The organism is Phenylobacterium sp., from assembly GCF_035309685.1.
Taxonomy (GTDB): Bacteria; Pseudomonadota; Alphaproteobacteria; order Caulobacterales; family Caulobacteraceae; genus Phenylobacterium.
In genome coordinates this window covers 21602-41645 of sequence record NZ_DATGEX010000065.1, presented here as the reverse complement: position 1 = coordinate 41645, position 20044 = coordinate 21602, and the positions used below count along the sequence as shown (strand labels likewise).

Below are 20044 nucleotides of genomic sequence, written 5' to 3'. Positions count from 1 at the left end.
GGGGGATTCATGAACGACACCGGCGGACCCAAGAAGGTCGCGATCCTGGGCGGCGGCGTCGCCGGTCTGGTCACCGCCTTCGAGCTCACCAGCCAGCCCGGCTGGCAGGACCGCTTCGACATCACCGTGCATCAGCTCGGATGGCGGCTGGGCGGCAAGTGCGCCTCCTCGCGCGGCGCGAACGGCCGGATCGAGGAGCACGGCATCCACGGCTTCCTGGGCAGCTACTACAACGCGCTCCCGCTGATGGCGCAGGTCTACGCCGAGCTGGCCCGTCAGCCGGGCGAGCCGCTGGCCACCTTCGACGAGGCCTTCCTGCCGGAAAACTTCGTGCTGATGTGGGAGTTCCGCAACCGGGCCCTGCAACGCTGGCCGCAGACCTTTCCGACCAACAACCGCGGCCCAGGCGACGTGAACGCGCTCATGGCGACGGAGAACCAGTTGGCGGCGGTCTGCGAGTTCCTCGACGACCTCATCCAGGGACACCAGCCCAAGGACCCGGCCGAGGGGGCGCTGGTGGCCCGGGCCAAGGGCCTGATCGCCCAGGTCGCCGCTGCGCTGGTCGGCGGGGCGCCGCCTGGACCCGCGCACCCCCTGCTGGCGATCCTGCAGGCCGAGTGGACCGGGCTCGCCGATCTGATCCTCAAGCTCGTCGAGAACAACGACGACCTGCGGCGCACCTTCATCGTCGTCGACTACATCCTGACCCTGATGCGGGGATTCATCGCCGACGACATCGCCACGCGCGGCTACGACAGCATCGACGATCAGAACTGGAGCGACTGGCTGACGCGCCATGGCGCCAAGCCGCAGACCATCTGCTCGCCCCTGGCCATGACCACCATCAACCTGTCCTACCAGTACCCCGACGGCGACACGACGGTGTCTCCGGTGATGGCGGCCGGCTGCTACCTCAACTGGACCCTGCGATCGTTCGCCTACCTGGGGTCGACCGTCTGGCAGTTCGCGGCCGGAACCGGCGAGACGGTGATCGCCCCGCTCTATCTGGTGCTCAAGGCCCGCGGCGTGAAATTTGAGTTCTTCCACAAGGTCACGGCTCTTCGGCTGGCCGCCGATGGACGCTCCGTCGGGTCGGTGGAGATCGACGTCCAGGCCAATCTGAAGGACCCGTCCAAGCCCTACCAGCCGCTGTTCCCGGTCAAGAACCTGCCGTGCTGGCCGCCGCAGCGGTTTTGCGACGACGCCCTCTTCCGCGATCAGCTGGTGGAGGGGCCAGCGCTGCAGGCCGCCGGCGTCGACCTGGAATCCTATTGGACGACCTGGAAGGTGCCGGGCCGGCTGACGCTCACCGCGGGGCGGGACTACGATCACCTGGTGTTCGCGATTTCCATCGGCGCGATCCCATTCCTCTGCGAAGACCTCATCGCCGCGCGCCCCGCCTGGGCCAAGATGGTGGCCGCCATCCCCGCCGTCATGACCCAGGCCATGCAGATCTGGCTTAGCAAAGACCTGTTCGAGCTGGGCTGGGACATCCCGCTGGCGCCCGGGGACACGGTGATCAGCGCCAGCTACCTGTGCCCCGGCAACGGCCAGGCGGAGTTCCGCCACCTGATTCCCTTCGAGGACTGGCCGGCCGACAAGACGCCCAAATCGCTCTGGTACTTCTGCGGCACGATGTCGGGCCGCCACAAGCCGCCGCCGTTCACCGATACCGGCTTTCCCGAGATGGAGGACATGCGGGTGCGCTTCCAGTCGCTGCAATACCTCCAGGCCGGGATGGGGCCGCTGCTCCCCAACGCCACCACCAACGCCAACAATCCGCCCGGCGACCCGGTGGGCTTCGACTTCAACCTGCTGGTCGACACCCTGCCGCCGATCCAGCCCGACGGGACGCCCAACGTCGGCATCGCCCGCTTCGACAGCCAGTTCTGGCGCGCCAACATCGATCCCACCGAGCGCTATGTCACCTCGCCGCCGGGCAGCACGGCGTTCCGCCTGAAGGCCTGGGACTGCGGATTCGACAACATGTCGATCGCCGGCGACTGGATCTACACCGGGCTCAACGTCGGCAGCCTGGAGGGGGCGGTGATGAGCGGCAAGCTCGCGTCCCACGCCGTGAGCGGCGCGCCGGAGCTCTCGACGATCATTGGGTACCCGGCGACGACGGGCCCGGATTAGCCGCCGCGGGACTGGGGCAGGATTACCTGTCCCCTTCATTTCCGCCCATCGAAGCACCCGCCGGCGACGCCGGCTCGTGACGCTGGCTCGTGGCGGCTGGCGTTCAGGCAGGGGTGGAAATTATACCTTTATCACCCTATATTGTCGGCATGTTCGAGTTCGATCCCGACAAGAGCGCGGCGAACTTCGCCAAGCATGGGATCGACTTCGACACGGCGCAGGCGCTGTGGAGCGACGATTGGCGGTTGGTGGTGGACACCCGTTTTGTCGCTGAGCAGCGCCAACTGGTGATCGGAAGGATCGGCGAGCGAGTGTGGACGGCCGTCATCACCACGCGTGGTGAGGCGATCCGGATTATCTCGGTCCGTCGGTCGCGGGATGATGAGGTGAAGGCCTATGACAGCCAAGACCATTAGCGGCGCGGCGTTCGACGCGAAGTTCGACGCCGGCGAGGACATCAGCGACCACGTCGATTGGTCGACGGCGCGGCGTCCGGGGCTGGAGAAGCGGCGCGTCAATATCGACTTCACCGACCAGATGGTCCGCCGCCTCGACACGGAAGCCCAACGGCGCGGCGTGACGCGGCAATCGCTGATCAAGATGTGGATCGCGGACCGGTTGGACGGGGCGGCCTGAGGCTTTGAGCCGCCCGCTTCCCCGCCTTTAGGCGCCCCCTACCGGCTCACCGGCGCCTGGCCCGGTCCCGCGGCCCGCTCTTCCGCGCGCGCCCCGGCGAGGATGTTCGCGAGGCCATAGTTGCCCTCGTGGCAGGCGTATTCGTACATCCGCCCGCCGCGCACGAACTCGTACTCGCCGCCCCACGGCTTGTCCCACATGGTCGGGTCGACGATCTCGAAGCGGTAGTTCATCCGCTGCGGCGAGACCAAGGTGAACCGCTCGATCACCTTCAGGTTCTCCCACGCCCCCCGATAGGCCTGGCTTTCCGGCAGGTTGGTGGTCTCGACCACCAGGGTGTCGCCCTCCCACCAGCCGATGGAGTCGCCGAACCAGGGCCGCACGCCATCCGTGCGATGGGTGGAATTCAGCCGGATGTCCCGCAGGTCGTGGATCATCTCTGTGACGATGGCGACGTGGCCGGGCGCCATCTGGAAGTAGTGATTGTTGTTGTAGAGCCCTTTGAACATGGGCGGATCGGACCGCACCATGATGCAGCGCTCGGAAAGGCCACGCGTCTCGGGGTTGTCGTTCTGCGGACCACGGTTCAGCTCCGCGGCGCTGGCGCCTTCGCCCACCGCCGCCCGGGCGCGGCGCTCCCGTTCCGCCGCGGTCTCCTGACGTTTGGCTCTCGGATACTGCCCGTCCGGCGTGGTCAGGATGGAGGTGCGGGGCTGACCGTTGACCCGCATCACCTTCTCGCCGGGCGACGTCCAGCCCGCGTCGTAGTTGCAGACCTGGGCCGCGCCCGAGCGGCCGCCCGAGCAGGTGTCCCCGGCCTCGATGTCCTTGATGGTGGCGCCCTTCGCCGTGGGCGCATATGCCCGGGCCAGCAGCTTGTCGTTGGCGCCCTCGATCACCCGGGTCTCAGCCTCGGTCAGCACAAGTCGCGAGCCGAACGCCGGCGCCCGATTGATGCCTGTGAGGGTTTCGTTGTTCCACACCCCGCTGAAGTCGGGCTTGCCCATGAAGCGCGGGGCCACGAAGCCGGGTGCGAGCCGCGGTCCGAGGATCGGCGCCGGCGCGGGCGCCGCTTGCAGGGAGCCTGGCGCACCCTCTACGGCGCTGGTGCCGGGTCGAACTTTGAGCTCTTGGGCCTTGAACTCTTGGGCCTTGAGCTCCTGGGCGAGCGCCGGGCCGACCGTGAGCCACGCGCCTGCCGCGATCAACAGCGCCGTGAAGCGAAGTGACGCCATGTCGGATCCTCCCAACGCCCTCTGCTCGCGCGATCCACGCCGTGGGGCCAACTGGAACAGGACAGTAACGCAAACCACGGGGCGCGTAGAGCCCGCCGAGGAGTCCGCGATTGGCCCGCGCGACCTGGAGCGATGACCGCCATGACGCACTGGTCGAAATCTCACGCCCGGGCGGATTGGATCCTGTCACGGACGAGTACTGGACTAGCGCTTCGGCGAACGACCGGGCTGCGGCTGCCAGGCCGGCGCTCCATCTTCCCACTGGTTGTCTGTCAGTTGGCTCACGTGTGTCCCGTCATAACGCATGACGAACAGCTCGCCGTAAGGCTGCGGCGCGGAGGTGTATATCGCCTCGTCCTTGAAGCCCATGCGCGTGCTGGCGAAGACGATCCACTCGCCATCCGGCGACCAGCCCATATGCGCGTCGTTCCCTCTCGAGAAGGTCAATCGCTTGAGACCTGAGCCACTGGGGTTGATCGAGAAAATCTCGTAGTCCCCATCGATCTGCCGCACGAACATGATCAGGTCGCCCCGAGGCGACCAGAAGGGGAAGTTGTCGTACTGCGTGGTCAGGGTGGTGGTGGCCTTGGTCTCGACGTTCAGGATGCGCAGGCCGTTACCGTCTGGCCCAAAGGTCCGGTAGACGATCCTCTTGCCGTCGGGGGACGGGGATGGCTCGCCATCGTTGCCGCTACCGGAGGTGAGCTGCTGGAATCCCGTGCCGTCGGAGTTGATCATGGCGACATGGGCGCCGCCGTCGATTCGATCTGCCGCCGAATGAACCGTGTTGTGGAAGTGGTTCAGGAACAGGCGGAACTGTCCAATGCCGAAGACGATCGCATTGGATCCGGGCGTCCATTGTGGCGCCAGCGCCGCAACGCCATCCCGCATGAACAGGGGCTTGGTCTCGCCCGTGCCGCTCTGGCCAATCACCAAGGCGCCGGCAATGCTTCCGTTAGCTGGCGCCGAACCGACGAAGCGATCTCCGGCGCTGTCGAAGGACGCCATCATCGAGGTCGCCACCAGTTCGAACTTGGGATTCTTACCCCAGAGGTGTGTCCAATTGCCGGGCGGCCCGTCGAGAACTTTGTGGAAGACCACCCGGCTGCCGTCGTTCGACCATGAGGCCGAGCGGATGGCGCCTTTGGGGCCAGGCCGCCCCTGATCATAGAAGATGCCTGCGGCGTCCCCGTCCCGGCGCAGATAGCCGACACTCCCCGACGCGAGTGGGGTGGGGGCGAATTTCTCTCCGGGGCCTGCGATGAGGGTCGTGGTCGCACCGGTTCCAACCTCTATCGATACCAACCGGGTTTCGCCTGGCTCGGAGGTGCGGGCGTTCAGAGTCTCCTGGGCCGACATGCAGTAGGCGAGGAGGCGCTTGCCATCGCGGGTCCACCTGGGGCTGCCGCAGAAGTCACCGTGCTTGGTGAGACGCTTAAGTCCGGAGCCGTCTGGATGGACGATATAGATGTCGGCGATCTGCAGGTGCTCCCAGCGCCCGGCAGCCTGGGGCAAGGTGCTGCCGCGGTCGGACGAGAAGGCGATCCATCGGCCGTCCGGCGACCAGCTTGGCCGAAAATCGCCGCCCTTTCCCTTTGTCACCCGGGCGGCCTTGCGCGTTCGCAGGTCGAGTGTCCACAGGTTGGCGTAGCCCGCCGCACGGGTGGAGACATAGATTAGTCGGCGCGAGTCCGGGGAAAAGGAAGCCTGGTCAGTGTAGGCGCCGTTGTGGGTCAGGGCCTCGACCTCTGTCCCGTCCGGCTTGACCCGGTAAAGTTGGGCCGGCCCGTCACGCTCCGAGGTGAAGACGATCGAACCGCCGTCGGGCGACCACGCGGGATTGTAGTCCCGGCCCGTCACGGGGAGCAGCGCACGTTCGTTGGCGCCGTTGGCATCGGCGATGAAAAGGCCGGCCTGAGCTGGCTGGAGCCTCGACTCGACGATCCTTTCAGGAGGCGCGGAAGGCGCAGCGCGGCTGGGCGTTGTCGCGAGGAGTACAGTCGCGAAGAGTAGAATTGAGAGAGAACTTCGGCCGATGGGATGAAGGCTGATCATCGGGCGACGCTCCCAGTAGCTTGTTCGGGCTTTAACCGCTCCGGGTTTTTCGGAGACCTTTGGGGCCGAGCCAAATGTCCGCTTTCCCCTGACCACCGATATGTTTGATGTCCAGAGTAGGCGGCTGCGGCGACCCTCGGCAGTGCACATTTTTGACTGCGATCGAACCTGCGCTGTCCGCCGGGCAATCGATCGCCGCCCAAATGTCCGCCATGAGATTTAAGCCGCGGTCTGCGGGCTAGCCTGTTTTCCCTCCGCTTCGCGCCGAAGACCGCCGAAAATCCTTGACTCCCGGCTCGACCTATGTTCTTGTTTTGTTCCATGTCGCGCAGCGCCAAGCAGGAACGGGTCGAACAGATTCTCGGCGAGCTCGCCGAGCTTGGCCTGATGCTGGCGCGCGACCTGGCGACCGAGGCGCGCGCCTGCGAGGAGCCGGAGGGGAAGGCGGCGCTCGCCGCGGCCTTCCAGAAGACCTCGCGCACCGTGCGCCTGACGCTCGCGCTGGACGCCAAGCTGGACCGCGACGCCGCGCGGGATGCGCGCGAAGCGGGGCGGGAGGCCGCGGCGGAAGCCGCCGACGCTCAGCTGCGCGAAAGCCGCATCATGCAGGCCGCCGATGCGGTGCTTCGCGACCTGCGCGAACCTTCCCCCGAAGAGACCCAGAAGCGCCGCGTGAAGGGCGTGCTCAACCGCCTCCTGTGGAACGAAGCCGAGAGCGACCAGGAGGAATACGAAGTCCTCCTCGAAGACCTCGACGCCCGCCTCTACGAGGCCGAGGACGCCCCTGGCTTCGCCGACCTCCCCATCGAAGTCTTGGCCCAGAAGCTGAAGGCCGACATGCGGCTCAGCGGCGAGCTGGTGGTCACGACGGCCAAGACGATCGTTCCGGCGAACACCAGCGCCAAACCCCCACTCGCCGATACCGGCTAAGGCCGCGAAGCGGCAGTCAAAATCACGAAATACACGAAATACACGAAAGGCGACGGAGCGGCCCTGCGAAGGTCAGACCGGCCTTCGGCCCTTTTCGTGTATTTCGTGTATTTCGTGGTTCAATCGACTGAGCCTCCGCTCCCGCGGAGTCTCGGAGGCATCGGCCTCTCGCGCCGCCTACGCCTCCATGCCCCGCGGCCAGCAGTTCAGCGCCACCTTCAGGCCGGGTTTGGCGTCCTCCAGCACCAGCGTGAAGTGGTGCAGCCGCGCGATGGCGGTGACGATGGAGAGGCCGAGGCCCGAGCCCGGTTCGGTGCGGGCGCGTTCGGCGCGGTAGAACCGCTGCAGCACCGCGTCCCGCTCGGCCGCCGGGACGCCCGGGCCGTTGTCGGCCACCTCGACGCGCGGCCCCTCCTCGCGGGCCAGCAGACGCACGGTGACCTTGCCGCCGCGCGGGGTGAACTTGAGCGCATTGTCGACCACGTTGCTCACCGCCTCGAACAGCAGCGTCGGATCGGCCGAGACTGCCGGCGCGTCGGCGGCGAGGTCGGCGGCCAGGTCGACGCCCAGGTCCTCCGCCAGCGGCGCGTGCAGCTCGATCACATGCTCCAGCACGCTCTGCAGGCGGACCGGCTCGAAGAAGGCCTGCCGGTCGCGCCGCTCGATCTCGCCGATCCGCTGCAGGGCGCGGAAGCGGACCAGCAGTTCGTCGGTCTCCGCCAGCGCCTGGTCGATCATCTCCCGCTCGGGGCCGGCCAGCTTGGTCTCCTGCCGCACCCGGTAGAGCAGGGCGCGCAGGCGGTTGAGCGGCGTGCGCAGGTCGTGGGCGACGTTCTCGCCGACGCTCTTCACCTCCCAGAGCAGCCGCTCGGTCTCGTCGATCATGGTGTTGGCGACGCCGGCCAGCATGTCGATCTCGTCGCGCCGCGCCGAGACCGGCAGGCGCACGCCAAGCTCGCCCTTCAGGGCCGCGCGGCTGGCGCCCCGCAGGCTGTCGATGCGGCGCAGCGGCCGCACGCTGAGCAGGGCCGCGGCGCCCAGGCCCAGCACCAGGGTCAGCCCGCCGCTGACCTTCAGCGCGTTGACGATGATCTCGCGAAGGCCGGTGAGCACCAGGGCATCGTGGCCGACGAACAGGATCTCGCCCCAGGGCATCCGCTCGACCAGGGCCCGCGATCCCGGCTGCAGGCCGTGCTGGCGGATTTCCCGGGGCTTGCCGTCGATCGGAAAGCCCGAGGGCAGGGTCCGCACATTGCCGCTGATCCAGATGCCCTCGGCGGAGAACAGCCCGTAGTAGCCGATGTGGCGCGAATCAGTCGCCACCGCCTGAGTGACCCGCTCGGGCAGGCGCTCGGCGCCGCCGACCGTCAGGTTCTTGGCCTCGCTGACGACGATCTGGTCGATCTGCCGGGTCAGATACCCGGCCGTTTGCTGGTAGACGAGCCCCAGCAGCGCCATCAGGGCCAGCGCGAACACCGCCCCGTTCATCAGCGTCAGCCGGAACGGCGTCGTGCGCCATAGTTCACTCGGCCGCATTGAGCGCATACCCCGAGCCGCGGACCGTCTGGATCAGCTGCTTCTGTCCCGGCCGGTCGATCTTGCGCCGCAGGCGGCCCAGATGCACGTCGATCAGGTTGGTGCCGGGGTCGAAATGGTAGCCCCAGATCGCCTCGAAGATCATCGTCCGCGTCAGCACCTGGCCGGAGTTGCGCATCATATATTCGAGCAGCTTGAACTCGGTCGGCATCAGCCGGATCTCCTCGGTCCCGCGGCGCGCGGTGCGGGTGATCAGGTCGAGGTCGAGGTCGGCGACCGACAGGCTGAGCTGGCGCGGCGCGTCCGCCCGCTGCCGCAGCAGCACCTCCAGCCGCGCGGTCATCTCCTCCGAGGCGAAGGGCTTGGCCATGTAGTCGTCGCCGCCGGCGCGTAAGCCCCGGATGCGCTCGTCCACATCGCTGAGCGCGCTGATCATCAGGACGGGCACGTCGATCTCGGCGCCGCGCATGGCGGTGACGATGGCCAGGCCGTCCGTGCCCGGCAGCAGCCGGTCGAGGATCACCGCGTCGAAGCCGCCGCTCAGCGCGCGCGCCATGCCCTCGCGCCCGTCGGCCACCCACTCGACCGCGAAGCCGTGGCCCTCCAGCTCGGCGACGATCTCCTTGCCCGTGGTGGCGTCGTCCTCGATCGCCAGGATCTTCGGCATTCACGGTTCCCGTATGCGCCTGCCGTCTGTAGCGCGAAGCCGCGGCCTCGCCCATAACAAGCCGGTCGGAGGGAGGACCCGCATTGAGCCTGGCGACGGATCGCAAGCGCAAGACGCAGGGCCGCTTCGCCGGCATGCGGCTCGTCCGCGGCGGGACCTTCCGCATGGGCTCCGACGACTTCTACCCCGACGAACGGCCGGTGCGCGACGCCAGCGTCGGCGACTTCTGGATCGACGAGACGCCGGTCACCAACGCCGCCTTCGCCCGCTTCGTCGCGGCCACCGGCTACGTCACCTTCGCCGAGATCGCGCCGGATCCCAGGGACTATCCCGGCATGGCGCCGGAGATGGCGCGGGCCGGATCGCTGGTCTTCACGCCGCCGGACGGACCCGTCGACCTGCAGGGCCAGGCGACCTGGTGGCGCTTCGAATTCGGCGCCGATTGGCGAAAGCCTCTGGGCCCGGGCGGCCCCGAGGCCCTGGCCGACCATCCGGTCGTCCACATCGGCTATCCGGACGCCGCGGCCTACGCCCAGTGGGCGAAGAAGCAGCTGCCGACCGAGGCGGAGTGGGAATACGCCGCGCGCGGTGGCCTGGACGGCGCGGCCTACGCCTGGGGCGAAGAGTTCGAGCCCGGCGGCCAGCCCATGGCCAAGACCTGGCAGGGCGTCTTCCCGCACGACAACCGCGCGCCGGCCGGCCTGGAGCGCACCTCGCCGGTCGGGTCCTATCCGCCCAACGGCTTTGGCCTCTACGACATGATCGGCAACGTCTGGGAGTGGACCACCGACTGGTACGCGCAATCCGCCGCCGCCAAAGAAGCAGATAGGTCCGCGAGCTGCTGCGGCAAGCCGCGCTCCGAGGCCCTGGCGCGGGCAGAGAGCTGCGATCCCCGCTCGCCCGTCGCCGGCATCCCGCGCCGGGTCGCCAAGGGCGGCTCGCACCTCTGCGCGCCCAACTACTGCCAACGCTATCGCCCGGCCGCGCGCTGGCCGCAGCCGATCGACACGACCACGTCGCATATGGGCTTCCGCTGCGTCGTGCGGCGATGATGGCTCGGTGAGGTGCCGCCCATGAGCCCGCCGCAACTGAACCGCCGGGCGATCGTCGCCGGGATCAGCGCATTCGCCGGCGCCACCGCCGCACGCGCGGCGACGCCTCCGGCCAGGCGGCCGAACATCGTCTTCTTCATGGGCGAGGGTCTGCGCAGCGACGAGTTCGGCTTCGCCGGCAACAGGATCCTGAAGACCCCCAACATGGACCGCCTGGCCCGCGAGGGGACGGTGTTCCAGAACGCCTTCGTCACCAATGCGCTCTGCCTGCCCTCGCGCGCCAGCTTCCTGACCGGCGCCTACAGCCACACCACCGGCGCCACGACCAACGAGGAAGCCACGGTGCCGATCAGCTTCCCCATGGTCTGCGACCTGCTCAAGGCCGGCGGCTACGAGACCGCCTTCGTCGGCAAGAGCCATGTGTCGGGCGCCCTGCTCGACCACCCGTGGGACTACTATTTCGGCTTCCGCGGTCAGGCCGACTATCTCGACCCAACGGTGACGGAGCGCACCGGGACCGGCGAGGCGGTGACCAAGGTCTACCGCAACACCTATGTCGACGACCTCCTGACCGATCGCGCCGTGGCCTGGCTGGCGACCCGGACAGGCGACAAGCCCATCTGCCTGTTCCTGTGGTTCTACGCGCCGCACGCGCCGTTCCTCCGGCCCAGACGGATGGTGGACCGCTTCAACGGCGTGAAGATCCCGGTCCCGCAGGACTTCGACGAGGACCTCACCGACTACGCCGGAAAGCCGCGCGCGGTCGCGCAGGCCGACAATAAGGTCGCCACCAGCCGGGTGTTCAGCGACATGCCGCGCTCGCTCGAGGAGCTGGTCAAGGACCACTACGCCGGCGTCGAATCCAACGACGAGGATGTCGGCAAGGTGCTGGCGGCGCTTTCAGCCAAGAAGATGCTGGACGACACCGCGGTGCTCTTGAGCTCCGACCACGGCTTCTTCCTCGGCGAGCACACTTTCTACGACAAGCGCCTGATGTACGAGCCGTCGATCCGCGTGCCGATGATCCTGCGCTATCCGCGGCGCGTGCGAGCAGGGCAGACGCGCAAGGAGATGGTGCTGAACGTCGATGCGGCGCCCACTCTGTTGGAGCTGGCCGGCCTGCCCGTGCCGGCGATCATGCAGGGCAGGAGCTTCGCCGCCCTAGCCGAGGGCCGCCCGGCGCCCGACTGGCGCAAGGACTGGCTCTACGAATACTACGAATATCCCGGCTACGAGAACGTGCGGCCGAACCGCGGCGTTCGCACCGAGCGCTACAAGTTCATCCACTACTTCACCGAGCCGCAGGAATACGAACTCTACGACCTCCAGGCCGACCCGCATGAGGACCACAACCTCTATGGCCGCCCGGAGGTGGCCGAGTTGACCGCGCGGCTGAAGGCCCGCCTGGAAGAGCTGCGGCGAGAGACCAACGACCATTACGTCTACAAGCCCAGCCGCGCGCCCCGGCCCTCGGTGGTCTTCGATCCGCCCAATACCGCGCAGCATCCGTGGCGGCCGCAGAGCATCGAGCCACGGCCCTGAGGCCGAATCGCGTCAGCGCTGGGTGAGGCCCGCAACCAGCACCAGCACCGCGGCGCGGACCTCGGCGGACTGGATCCGTCCGAAGGCGGCCAACAATTGCGCGTCCTCGGCCTTGGCGTCCTTCACCGGCGCGCTCTTCTCGGCTTCGTGCAGGATCTCGGTCACCGGCATGCCCAGCGCGTCCGACAGCTTGACGAGCATGGTCGCCGAGACGCGGTTGGTGCCGTTCTCGTACTTCTGCACCTGCTGGAAGGTGATGCCGAGCTTGCCGCCCAGGGCCGACTGCGACATGCCCAGTTCGCGCCGGCGGCGGCGGATGCGTTCCCCAAGCGCGGCGTCGAGGGCGCCGTGGCGTGGATTGCGGGACTCTGCAGCCATCTAGACCCCTGGCAGTTGCGCAGCGGCGCATTCTCGCAGACGCCCAGAATTGCACAACAAGCTGAGCGAACAATGAAATGCCGCAGAATCGGCTATAGCGAAGGGGGCGCACCTTCACTACAGCGCAGCGGTTGCGAACCGACCCTATCGGGCTCAACCATTGCGCGCACCTGCGAAGCTGGGCCCGGCTCAATCAGGTGGCGGGCCTGCCGCGAACCTGATTTCGTAGGCGCCAGCAGCCCTGCGGGACCGACGCCATGAACGACCTCTCCGATCGCCTGAACCGCCCGGACCTCGACGCCTTCTGGATGCCGTTCACCGCGAATCGGCAGTTCAAGGCCGATCCGCGCCTGCTGGTCGCCGCCAAGGGCGTCCACTACCGCACCGAGGACGGGCGCGAGGTGATCGACGGCGCGGCGGGCCTGTGGTGCGTCAACGCCGGCCACGGCCGCCCGGAGATCGCCCAAGCGGTCAGCCAGCAGCTCCTGGCGCTGGACTACGCACCGTCGTTCCAGATGAGCCACCCGCTGGTCTTCGACCTGGCGACGGAACTGGCCAAGCTGGCGCCCGCCGGCCTCGACCGGATCTTCTTCACCAACTCCGGCTCGGAGTCGGTGGACACCGCGCTGAAGATCGCGCTCGCCTATCACCGCGCCAAGGGCCAGGGCCAGCGGACCCGGCTGATCGGCCGCGAGAAGGGCTATCACGGGGTCGGTTTCGGCGGCATCTCGGTGGGCGGGCTGGTCAACAACCGCCGCGCCTTCCTGACCCTGCCCGGCGCCGACCACCTGCGCCACACCCACGACCTGGAGAAGAACGCCTTCGCCAAGGGACAGCCGGCGCACGGCGCCGAGCGGGCCGACGACCTGGAGCGGCTGATCGCGCTGCATGGCGCCGAGACCATCGCCGCGGTGATCGTCGAGCCGGTGGCCGGGTCGGCGGGCGTCCTGCCGCCGCCGGTGGGCTACTTGGAGCGGCTGCGCGAGCTTTGCACGAAACATGGAATCTTGCTGATCTTCGACGAGGTGATCACCGGCTTTGGGCGCCTGGGAACGCCGTTCGCGGCGGAGTATTTCGGCGTCAGCCCGGACATCATGACCACCGCCAAGGGCCTGACCAACGGCGCCTTCCCGATGGGCGCGGTGTTCGCGCACCGCGACATCCACGACGCGATGATGCAGGGGCCGGAAAACACCATCGAGCTGTTCCACGGCTACACCTACTCCGGCCACCCGGCCGCCTGCGCCGCGGCGCTGGCGACGCTCGACATCTATCGGCGCGAGGGCCTCCTGACCCGCGCCGCCGAATTGGCGCCGGTGTGGGAGGCGGCGGTCCACGGCCTGCGCGACTGCCCCAATGTCATCGACATCCGCAACCTCGGCATGATGGCGGCCATCGAGCTCGCGCCACGGCCCGACGCGGCGGGCAAGCGCGGCTACGAGGCCATGCTGGGGGCGCTTAAGGGCGGCGCCATGGTCCGCTACACCGGCGACACGCTCGCCTTCTCGCCGCCGCTGATCATCACGGCCGCCCAGATCGAGGAGCTGTTCGGCATCGTCGGCGGAGTCCTGAAGACCATCGCCTAGGCGCGCGGCGGCAGGGCCAGCAGCGCCTGAACGCTCGCCAGGTCCTGCACGATATGGCCGATGGACTTGTAGACGGTGAGCTGGTCGGCGGATTGCCGTCCGGGGATCGCGCCTGACAGCACCTGGCCGATCTCGCCCACGATGTGGTCGTCGCCGATCAGGCCGGCCTCCTTGGCCAGCAGGAATTCCGCGCCCTGCTTGAGGATGCCCTCGCGGTAGTCGGCGATGAACCGTGAGCGGACGACCAGGTCGTGGTCGACCTCAGAAGGGCCCGGGAAGCTCGACCCCACCAGGTTCACATGGGTCCCGGGCGCCAGCCAGGCCCCCAGCAGCACGGGCTCGCGCGAGGCGGTCACGGTGCAGACGATATCGGCGTCGGCGACGGCCGCCTGGGCGCTCGCCGCCACGCGGATCGGCGCGCCGGCATGGGCGGCCGCCTTGTCGGCGAAGGCCTGGGCCCGTTCGGGCGATCGTCCCCAGACGGTGATGCTCTCCAGGTCGCGGACCTTGCCGATCGCCTCGGCGTGGGCCTCCGCCTGGTCGCCGTAGCCCAGGATCGCCAGGCGCCGCGCGTCCGGCCGCGCCAAGGCGTCGGTCGCCACCGCGCTCGCCGCGGCGGTGCGGATGGCGGTGATGGAACTCGCCTCGGCGACGCAGGCGAGTTCGCCGCTGACCGGGTCGAACATCAGGACCACGCCCTGGTGCGAGGGGCGGCCCACCTCGAAGTTCCTCGGAAACACGCTCAGCACCTTGGCGCCGAAGGCGGCGGCATCCCCCAGGGCGCCCGGCATCACCCCGAACATCCGGCCGTCCTCGAAGTGCATGATCGAGCGCAGCAGCTGGCGGGTCTCACCGGCCGAGAGCGCGATCATCGCGCCCCGCACCGCGGCGATGCAGACCTCGTAGGTCAGGTTGGCGCGGACCTCGTCGGCGTCGATCAGGCGCATGGGACTGAACCCCCTCGAAAATGAGACCGTGAACTTGTTGCGACAGCGGGTGGCTGCAACCTGCCGGAAGTCCTATCTGACAGCCTTCGCAGTTTGGAGAAACGCCCTTGTCCCTTTCGCTCTATGACGCCTCGATCTCCGTCTACATCCGCTCGCTGCAGAACCTCAGCCACTTCCTGGACAAGGCCGAGACCTTCGCCGCCGAGGAAAAGGTCCCGCTGACCACCTTCACCGAGGCGAGCCTGGGCCACGGCATGGCCGCCTTCACCCGCCAGATCCAGTTCGCCAGCGACGCGGCCAAGTCCGGCGGCGCGCGCCTGGCCGGCATCGAGCCCCCGTCGATGCCCGACACCGAGACCACCTTCCCGGAACTCAAGGAGCGCATCGCCAAGACCATCGCCTTCCTGGAAACCCTGAAGCGCGATCAGGTCGACGGCCAGGAAGAGCGCGCCGTGGTGCTTACCTTCCCCGGACGGACGATGGAGTTCACCGGCCAGAGCTTCCTGCTGACCTTCTCGCTGCCGAACTTCCTGTTCCACGTGACGACGGCCTACGCGATCCTGCGCAGCCTGGGCGTCCCGCTCGGCAAGATGGACTATCTGGCCGGCGCACAGACCGCGGCGATGGCTTAGGGGCGCCAACCTCCGGGTGTCATCCCGGTTTCGCCCCAGGCGAAGACCGGGACCCATAGACTCCGCGATTCCACGATGGGGCGCGGCGTCGCCGCCTCGCCCATAGGGTTCGCGATTGAGTCTATGGGTCCCGGACAAGCGCTGCGCGCTTTCCGGGATGACAGCTAGTGAGATGGGCCCGGCGGATGATGGCTGGGCCGGGGTGGATCGGGTGAGGCTTCATCCGATCCGGCCGCCGAAAACGGCGACCCCGGCGGCCGGGTTCGGGCTTCCTCGATCGCCCAGTCTTCGTCCTTGAGAAGGCTCCAGTCGGGGGTGACGCCGAGGTCGGCGCAGATGCGGGCGACCAGTTCGCCGATGGGGCGGTCGGCGAAGTCGGCTTCCTCGTCGTTGGCGTCCTCCAACCGCTCCTGCAGATTGGTCAGCAGGTCGTCGGCGTCGAATTCGCCGGCCGCCTCGGATTCGATGATCTCCCCGACGATCTCCCCCACCTGAAGCTTGCGCCGGGCGCTGCGCCAGCGGTCGGAGACGCTGAGCGCGCGTTCGGCGTGGCGCGGTTGCCGCGGCTCGGCGAGCCTGGCCTCCAGGGCCACGGTCTGGCGCACGGCGCGCGCGATGCGGGAGAAGGTGAGCGCGAGGTCGGCGGCGGGGGGCGCGTCGTCGGAGGCGTCCAGGGCTTGCCGGCGAACTTCGCGGGCGAGGTCCATGCCGATCTCGGCCAGTTCCGCCAGCAGGGCCAGATGCCGCTCGGTCCGCGCGGCGGCGGGGTCGGAGGCTTCGCAGGGTGTCGGCGCGGAGGACATGAACAAAACGAGAACATAGGAGCCGCCGAGAGTCAAGATAATTGCGGTTTCGCTGTGCGGCCGCAGCGCCCCCTCCACCACTTCGTGGTCCCCCTCCCCCGCGTTGCGGGTGAGGTATTTGGCTAGCCGGCAGGTGGTGGCTTAGATCTCATGGCGGCCAGTTTGCCTTCGGGCCTGGGCAACTCAAGGAGCGGCCTTCAGGCCGCCCGCGAAGCGGCGCGCCGAAGAGCGCGGCCTTGACTTGCCCAGGTCCGAAGGCTCGCATCATCCATGAGGTTTAAGGCCGGGTGGCATCTCCAAGGAGATGCCTCGTCCCTCAGCGCTTGAGCTTGGTCTTCAGTGCTTCCGTCAACTCAGCCGGCAAGGGATGTGGCCGCTCAGCGATCTCGCGAAGCGTCCGCTTGAAATCCTCGAAGCCCTCGTCGATGGGCTTCCGATCTGGATGCGCGGGCTTGTCGGTCATCCAGGCAGTTCATCACGGCTTCATCCGCCCTTCAAACACAAACCCCGCCACCGGCTCCCGCCCGCTCGGAACCTCCCGCGCACGGAAGCTCTCCGGCAGCACGTTCGCGTCGGTCGGCCGTCCGACCGCGAAGGCGGCCTCGATGCGGTAGTCGGCTTCCGGGGCGCCCGTCGCGGCGTGGGCCTTGGCGACGTGGAAGCCGCCCATGCCGTGGGCGGCCCAGCCGAGGTGGTGGGCCTGGAGCGCCAGATAGGCCCAGGCGGCGCCGGCGTCGAAGCTGTGGCTGCGGTTCTCGCTGGGCTCGCCGCCGGGCTTGCGGCGGAAACGGTCGGAGATGACGTAGCCCAGGACCGAGACGCCCACGCCGACCCAGGCCTGATTGTAGTCCATCAGGGCGTCGAACAGCGGCTCCCATTCCGGCGTCCCGCGGTGCGCATAGACGAAGCGCCAGGGCTGGCCGTTGAACGCCGAGGGCGCCCAGCGCGCCGCCTCGAACAGGCTCATCAACAACTCCGGCGGCATGGCCTCGCCGGTGAAGGCGCGCGGCGACCAGCGGGTCAGGAAGGCCGGGTCGATGTCGTGGTCGGCTGTGCGGCCGTTGTGGGTCAGGGGCATTCTAAAATCCGGTCATCCCCGCGAAGGCGGGGACCCAGGTGTTTTGTGTTTCGGCGGGCCACTCACCAGCTTCTTCGCCGACCTGAGCTGGGCAACGAAAAAAGCCTGGGTCCCCGCTTTCGCGGGGATGAGCGGAGAGCGGGGGGCTATTTCCCGACGTGCGCGACCGAGGCGATCTCGACCAGGAAATCGGGCTTCACCAGGCTGCAGACGATGCAGAACCGCGCCGGCTTGTCACCGGGGAAATACTCCGCATAGACCTTGTTCACCGTCCCATAGTCGGCCCAGTCCTTCAGGAAGATCTGGTTCATGGTGATGTCTTCCATGGTCCCGCCGGCGGTCTCGACGATGGACTTGATGGTCTCCATCACCTGGCGAGTCTGGGCCTCGGCGTCACCGACGTGGTTGACGTTGTTGTCCTTGTCGAAGGCGAGGATGCCGGACGTATAGACGATCCCGTCCGCCACCGTGCCCGGCGAGAAGGGCGCGATGGGCTTTTGCGTGCCGGGCGGCAGGACGATTTTCTTGGGCATGGTTCGCTCCGAATTTAAGACCCAGGCGGGGCCTGGCTGATCGTGCCGCAGAAGTCGGCGGTGTTGCTGACCCAGCCGAAGAACTTCTCGACGTTGAAGACGGTGGCCTCCTGCAGGAAGGCCGGCCCCGCCTGGTGCGTCGCGTCCTCCAGCAGGATGCCGAAATATTCCAGGTGGTAGCCGTCGCGCAGGGTGCTCTCCACACAGACGTTGGTGGCGATGCCGCAGAAGGCCAGGTTCTTGATGCCCCGTGCGCGGAGCATCGAGTCCAGCGAGGAGTTGAAGAAGGCCGAATAGCGCGGCTTGGGGATGACGATGTCGCCCTTCTGGGGCTTGAGTTTGTCGACCAGGGCGTAGTCCCAGGTCCCCTTGGCGAGCAGGGTCCCGTCCAGTTCGGGGCGGTCGCGCATGGTCTTCAGCGCATTGGATTTCCACCAGTTGGGCGAGCCCGGCCCGCCGGCTTCCACATAGTCCGGGTCCCAGCCGTTCTGGAAAAACACCACCTGGACGCCCGCCTTGCGCGCGGCCTCCACGAGCAGCGCGATGCGGTCGATCACCGCCGCCGAGCCCTCGATGTCGAACCCGGCCAGGTCGAGGTAGCCGCCGGGCGAGGCGTAGGCGTTCTGCATGTCGACCACGATCAGCGCGGTCTCGCGCGGGTTGATCGGGAGGGATTCCGGGCGGGCCGGAAGCGTGACGGCGCCCTCGCGCGGGATGGTGGGGTGATCGGTCATGGGGCGCTCCGTTCCCGCGAAGCGGAAAAGAAAGATTGTCCACGAACCACACGAACGCGTTGGCTTCCGAGATTCCGCGGCGACGGAGGCTCAGTCTTTTTGAACCACGGAAAACACGGAAAGAGCACGGAAGGCGGGCCGTCAAAGACGCCGGCGTTCAATTGAAGCGCGCGCTTAGCGCACAATGAGATCGCCCACCGCTCAGCGGGATCGAATCGCCTTCCGTGCTCTTTCCGTGTTTTCCGTGGTTCCAGATTAGGAAAGCGCCTGTTCCACAGGCTGCTCCGAACGAGACCCGTTCGTGTGGTTCGTGTGGTTCGTGGACAAATCATAGCGGCCTGGCGGCCGCGATCAGGCGGCGACATTGGCGCGGCTCTTCATCTTGGGCTGGATCTTCGTGCCGAAGTTCTCGACGCCCTGCACGAACTCATCGAAGACCAGCAGGACGCCGGCGGTGTCGGGCACGGCGGCAACCTCGTCGAGCATCCGGGCCACGCTCTCATAGGAGCCGACGAGCGTGCCCATGTTGAGGTTCACCGCCGATTCCGGGGCGGCGAGCTGGGTGGTGTTGGTGTTGCTGGTCCCGCCCTGGGCGTTGGGGGCGGCCTGGTTGGTGAGCCACTGCAGGGCGCCCTGGTCGGCGCCGTCGCGATACAGCTGCCATTTGGCCATGGCCTTCTCGTCCGTCTCATCGGCGATGATCATGAACAGGATGTAGGAGCCCACGTCGCGGCCGGTCTTCGCCTTGGCGGCGGCGAGGCGGGCGTTGACCGGGGCGAAGGCGGTCGGGGTGTTGGTCCCCTTGCCCAGCGCGAACGAATAGTCCGCATACTGAGCGGTGAAGGCCAGTCCCTCGTCGCTGGAGCCGGCGCAGATGATCTTCACGTCGGTCGGCCTGGGGCTGACCACGCAGTCGGTCATGGTCAGGTACTGGCCTTTGAAGTCGCTGCGGCCCGTCTCCATCAGCTCCTTCAGCACGGTCGCGTACTCGGCGAGGTAGTTGTAGCGGTCCTTGTAGTGGCTCTCGCCGGGCCACAGGCCCATCTGGTCGTATTCCGCCTTCTGCCAGCCGGTGATCAGGTTGATGCCGAAACGGCCGGGGCCCGCGATGGAATCTATGGTCGAGGCCATCCGCGCCACGATGGGGGCCGGCATGGTGAGCGTCGCGGCGGTGGCGAAGATCTTGATCTTGCTGGTCACCGCGGCGAGGCCCGCCATCAGGGTGAAGCTCTCCAGATTGTGCTCCCAGAACTGCGTCTTGCCGCCAAAGCCGCGCAGCTTGATCATCGAGAGCGCGAAGTCGAAGCCGTACTTCTCCGCCGACTGAACGACGGTCTTGTTCAGCTCGAAGGACGGCATGTACTGCGGCGCCGTTTCAGAGATGAGCCAGCCGTTGTTGCCGATGGGGATGAAGACGCCGATGTCCATCTGACCGCCCAAGCCTTGAAGCGCGCGGCGTCAAGGGCCGCGCACGGCCCAGCATCTGGCCCAGGCGTTCGCCGCTTGGCAATCGGCAATCGCCGTGTCTAGCCTGACCGCAGGGAAGCGGAACTGGGCAGGG

20 protein-coding genes are annotated in these 20044 nt (G+C 67.7%); 8 read left to right on the top strand and 12 right to left on the bottom strand.

The window, feature by feature from the left end; translation table 11 throughout:
* The first annotated feature begins 9 nt into the window (after positions 1-9).
* The 3 genes from VKQ35_RS20645 to brnA all read left to right on the top strand — a co-directional run bounded on the left by VKQ35_RS20645 (position 10) and on the right by brnA (position 2775).
* Complete coding sequence (locus VKQ35_RS20645; protein WP_324364645.1) at positions 10-2139, top strand: NAD(P)-binding protein; 2130 nt, start codon at positions 10-12, stop codon at positions 2137-2139.
* Positions 2140-2288: 149 nt separating this feature from the next.
* Positions 2289-2555 (top strand): BrnT family toxin, encoded by a 267-nt coding sequence (locus tag VKQ35_RS20640; RefSeq protein ID WP_324364643.1) that lies wholly within the window; start codon positions 2289-2291, stop codon positions 2553-2555.
* Positions 2536-2775, top strand: a complete 240-nt coding sequence (gene brnA / locus VKQ35_RS20635; RefSeq protein ID WP_324364641.1) for a type II toxin-antitoxin system BrnA family antitoxin — start codon at positions 2536-2538, stop codon at positions 2773-2775. Before VKQ35_RS20640 ends, brnA begins: the two co-directional genes overlap by 20 nt.
* A 38-nt stretch (positions 2776-2813) precedes the next feature.
* Here the strand turns inward: brnA and VKQ35_RS20630 are convergent, their stop codons facing one another.
* Positions 2814-4010: a hypothetical protein gene (locus tag VKQ35_RS20630; RefSeq protein WP_324364639.1), complete on the bottom strand. Its 1197-nt coding sequence runs from the start codon at positions 4008-4010 to the stop codon at positions 2814-2816.
* Between the two features lie 204 nt (positions 4011-4214).
* A complete protein-coding gene (locus tag VKQ35_RS20625; protein ID WP_324364637.1) occupies positions 4215-6065 on the bottom strand; it encodes a hypothetical protein in 1851 nt (616 codons plus the stop codon).
* A 321-nt stretch (positions 6066-6386) separates the two neighbouring features.
* On the opposite strand from VKQ35_RS20625, the gene VKQ35_RS20620 reads away from it, so the two are divergent.
* Positions 6387-6995: a hypothetical protein gene (locus tag VKQ35_RS20620; protein WP_324364635.1), complete on the top strand. Its 609-nt coding sequence runs from the start codon at positions 6387-6389 to the stop codon at positions 6993-6995.
* A gap of 177 nt (positions 6996-7172) precedes the next feature.
* Here VKQ35_RS20620 and VKQ35_RS20615 read toward each other — a convergent pair whose 3' ends face one another.
* Entirely contained in the window at positions 7173-8531 is a 1359-nt protein-coding gene (locus VKQ35_RS20615; protein ID WP_324364633.1) for a HAMP domain-containing sensor histidine kinase, read from the bottom strand.
* Positions 8518-9198 carry a response regulator transcription factor gene (locus tag VKQ35_RS20610; RefSeq protein WP_324364631.1) on the bottom strand — a complete coding sequence of 227 codons (681 nt, stop codon included), beginning with the start codon at positions 9196-9198 and terminating at the stop codon, positions 8518-8520. Before VKQ35_RS20610 ends, VKQ35_RS20615 begins: the two co-directional genes overlap by 14 nt.
* Positions 9199-9281: 83 nt before the next feature.
* Between VKQ35_RS20610 and VKQ35_RS20605 the strand changes: the two genes are divergently transcribed.
* Both VKQ35_RS20605 and VKQ35_RS20600 read left to right on the top strand, forming a co-directional pair.
* Positions 9282-10250: a formylglycine-generating enzyme family protein gene (locus VKQ35_RS20605; RefSeq protein WP_324364629.1), complete on the top strand. Its 969-nt coding sequence runs from the start codon at positions 9282-9284 to the stop codon at positions 10248-10250.
* A gap of 21 nt (positions 10251-10271) precedes the next feature.
* Positions 10272-11792, top strand: a complete 1521-nt coding sequence (locus VKQ35_RS20600; RefSeq protein ID WP_324364627.1) for a sulfatase — start codon at positions 10272-10274, stop codon at positions 11790-11792.
* Between the two features lie 12 nt (positions 11793-11804).
* Here the strand turns inward: VKQ35_RS20600 and VKQ35_RS20595 are convergent, their stop codons facing one another.
* Positions 11805-12170: a helix-turn-helix transcriptional regulator gene (locus tag VKQ35_RS20595; protein WP_324364625.1), complete on the bottom strand. Its 366-nt coding sequence runs from the start codon at positions 12168-12170 to the stop codon at positions 11805-11807.
* A 257-nt stretch (positions 12171-12427) separates the two neighbouring features.
* Between VKQ35_RS20595 and VKQ35_RS20590 the strand changes: the two genes are divergently transcribed.
* A complete protein-coding gene (locus tag VKQ35_RS20590) occupies positions 12428-13756 on the top strand; it encodes an aspartate aminotransferase family protein (protein ID WP_324364623.1) in 1329 nt (442 codons plus the stop codon).
* Here VKQ35_RS20590 and VKQ35_RS20585 read toward each other — a convergent pair.
* Positions 13753-14703, bottom strand: coding sequence for an ornithine cyclodeaminase family protein (locus tag VKQ35_RS20585; protein ID WP_324364621.1), 951 nt, complete (start codon positions 14701-14703; stop codon positions 13753-13755). The two genes, VKQ35_RS20590 and VKQ35_RS20585, sit on opposite strands and share 4 nt — an antisense overlap.
* A 107-nt stretch (positions 14704-14810) precedes the next feature.
* On the opposite strand from VKQ35_RS20585, the gene VKQ35_RS20580 reads away from it, so the two are divergent.
* On the top strand, positions 14811-15335 hold the full coding sequence (locus VKQ35_RS20580; RefSeq protein ID WP_324364619.1) for a DUF1993 domain-containing protein: 525 nt from the start codon (positions 14811-14813) through the stop codon (positions 15333-15335).
* Between the two features lie 164 nt (positions 15336-15499).
* Here VKQ35_RS20580 and VKQ35_RS20575 read toward each other — a convergent pair whose 3' ends face one another.
* The 6 genes from VKQ35_RS20575 to rutA form a co-directional block, all read right to left on the bottom strand.
* Positions 15500-16138 carry a hypothetical protein gene (locus VKQ35_RS20575; RefSeq protein WP_324364617.1) on the bottom strand — a complete coding sequence of 213 codons (639 nt, stop codon included), beginning with the start codon at positions 16136-16138 and terminating at the stop codon, positions 15500-15502.
* A 316-nt stretch (positions 16139-16454) separates the two neighbouring features.
* Positions 16455-16601 (bottom strand): hypothetical protein, encoded by a 147-nt coding sequence (locus VKQ35_RS20570; RefSeq protein WP_324364615.1) that lies wholly within the window; start codon positions 16599-16601, stop codon positions 16455-16457.
* A gap of 12 nt (positions 16602-16613) precedes the next feature.
* Positions 16614-17216: a nitroreductase family protein gene (locus VKQ35_RS20565; protein ID WP_324364613.1), complete on the bottom strand. Its 603-nt coding sequence runs from the start codon at positions 17214-17216 to the stop codon at positions 16614-16616.
* 146 nt (positions 17217-17362) lie between these two features.
* Positions 17363-17749 carry a pyrimidine utilization protein C gene (rutC, locus tag VKQ35_RS20560; protein ID WP_324364611.1) on the bottom strand — a complete coding sequence of 129 codons (387 nt, stop codon included), beginning with the start codon at positions 17747-17749 and terminating at the stop codon, positions 17363-17365.
* A gap of 14 nt (positions 17750-17763) precedes the next feature.
* Entirely contained in the window at positions 17764-18483 is a 720-nt protein-coding gene (gene rutB / locus VKQ35_RS20555; RefSeq protein ID WP_324364609.1) for a pyrimidine utilization protein B, read from the bottom strand.
* A gap of 351 nt (positions 18484-18834) precedes the next feature.
* Positions 18835-19911 carry a pyrimidine utilization protein A gene (gene rutA / locus VKQ35_RS20550; RefSeq protein WP_324364607.1) on the bottom strand — a complete coding sequence of 359 codons (1077 nt, stop codon included), beginning with the start codon at positions 19909-19911 and terminating at the stop codon, positions 18835-18837.
* Positions 19912-20044: the final 133 nt, after the last annotated feature.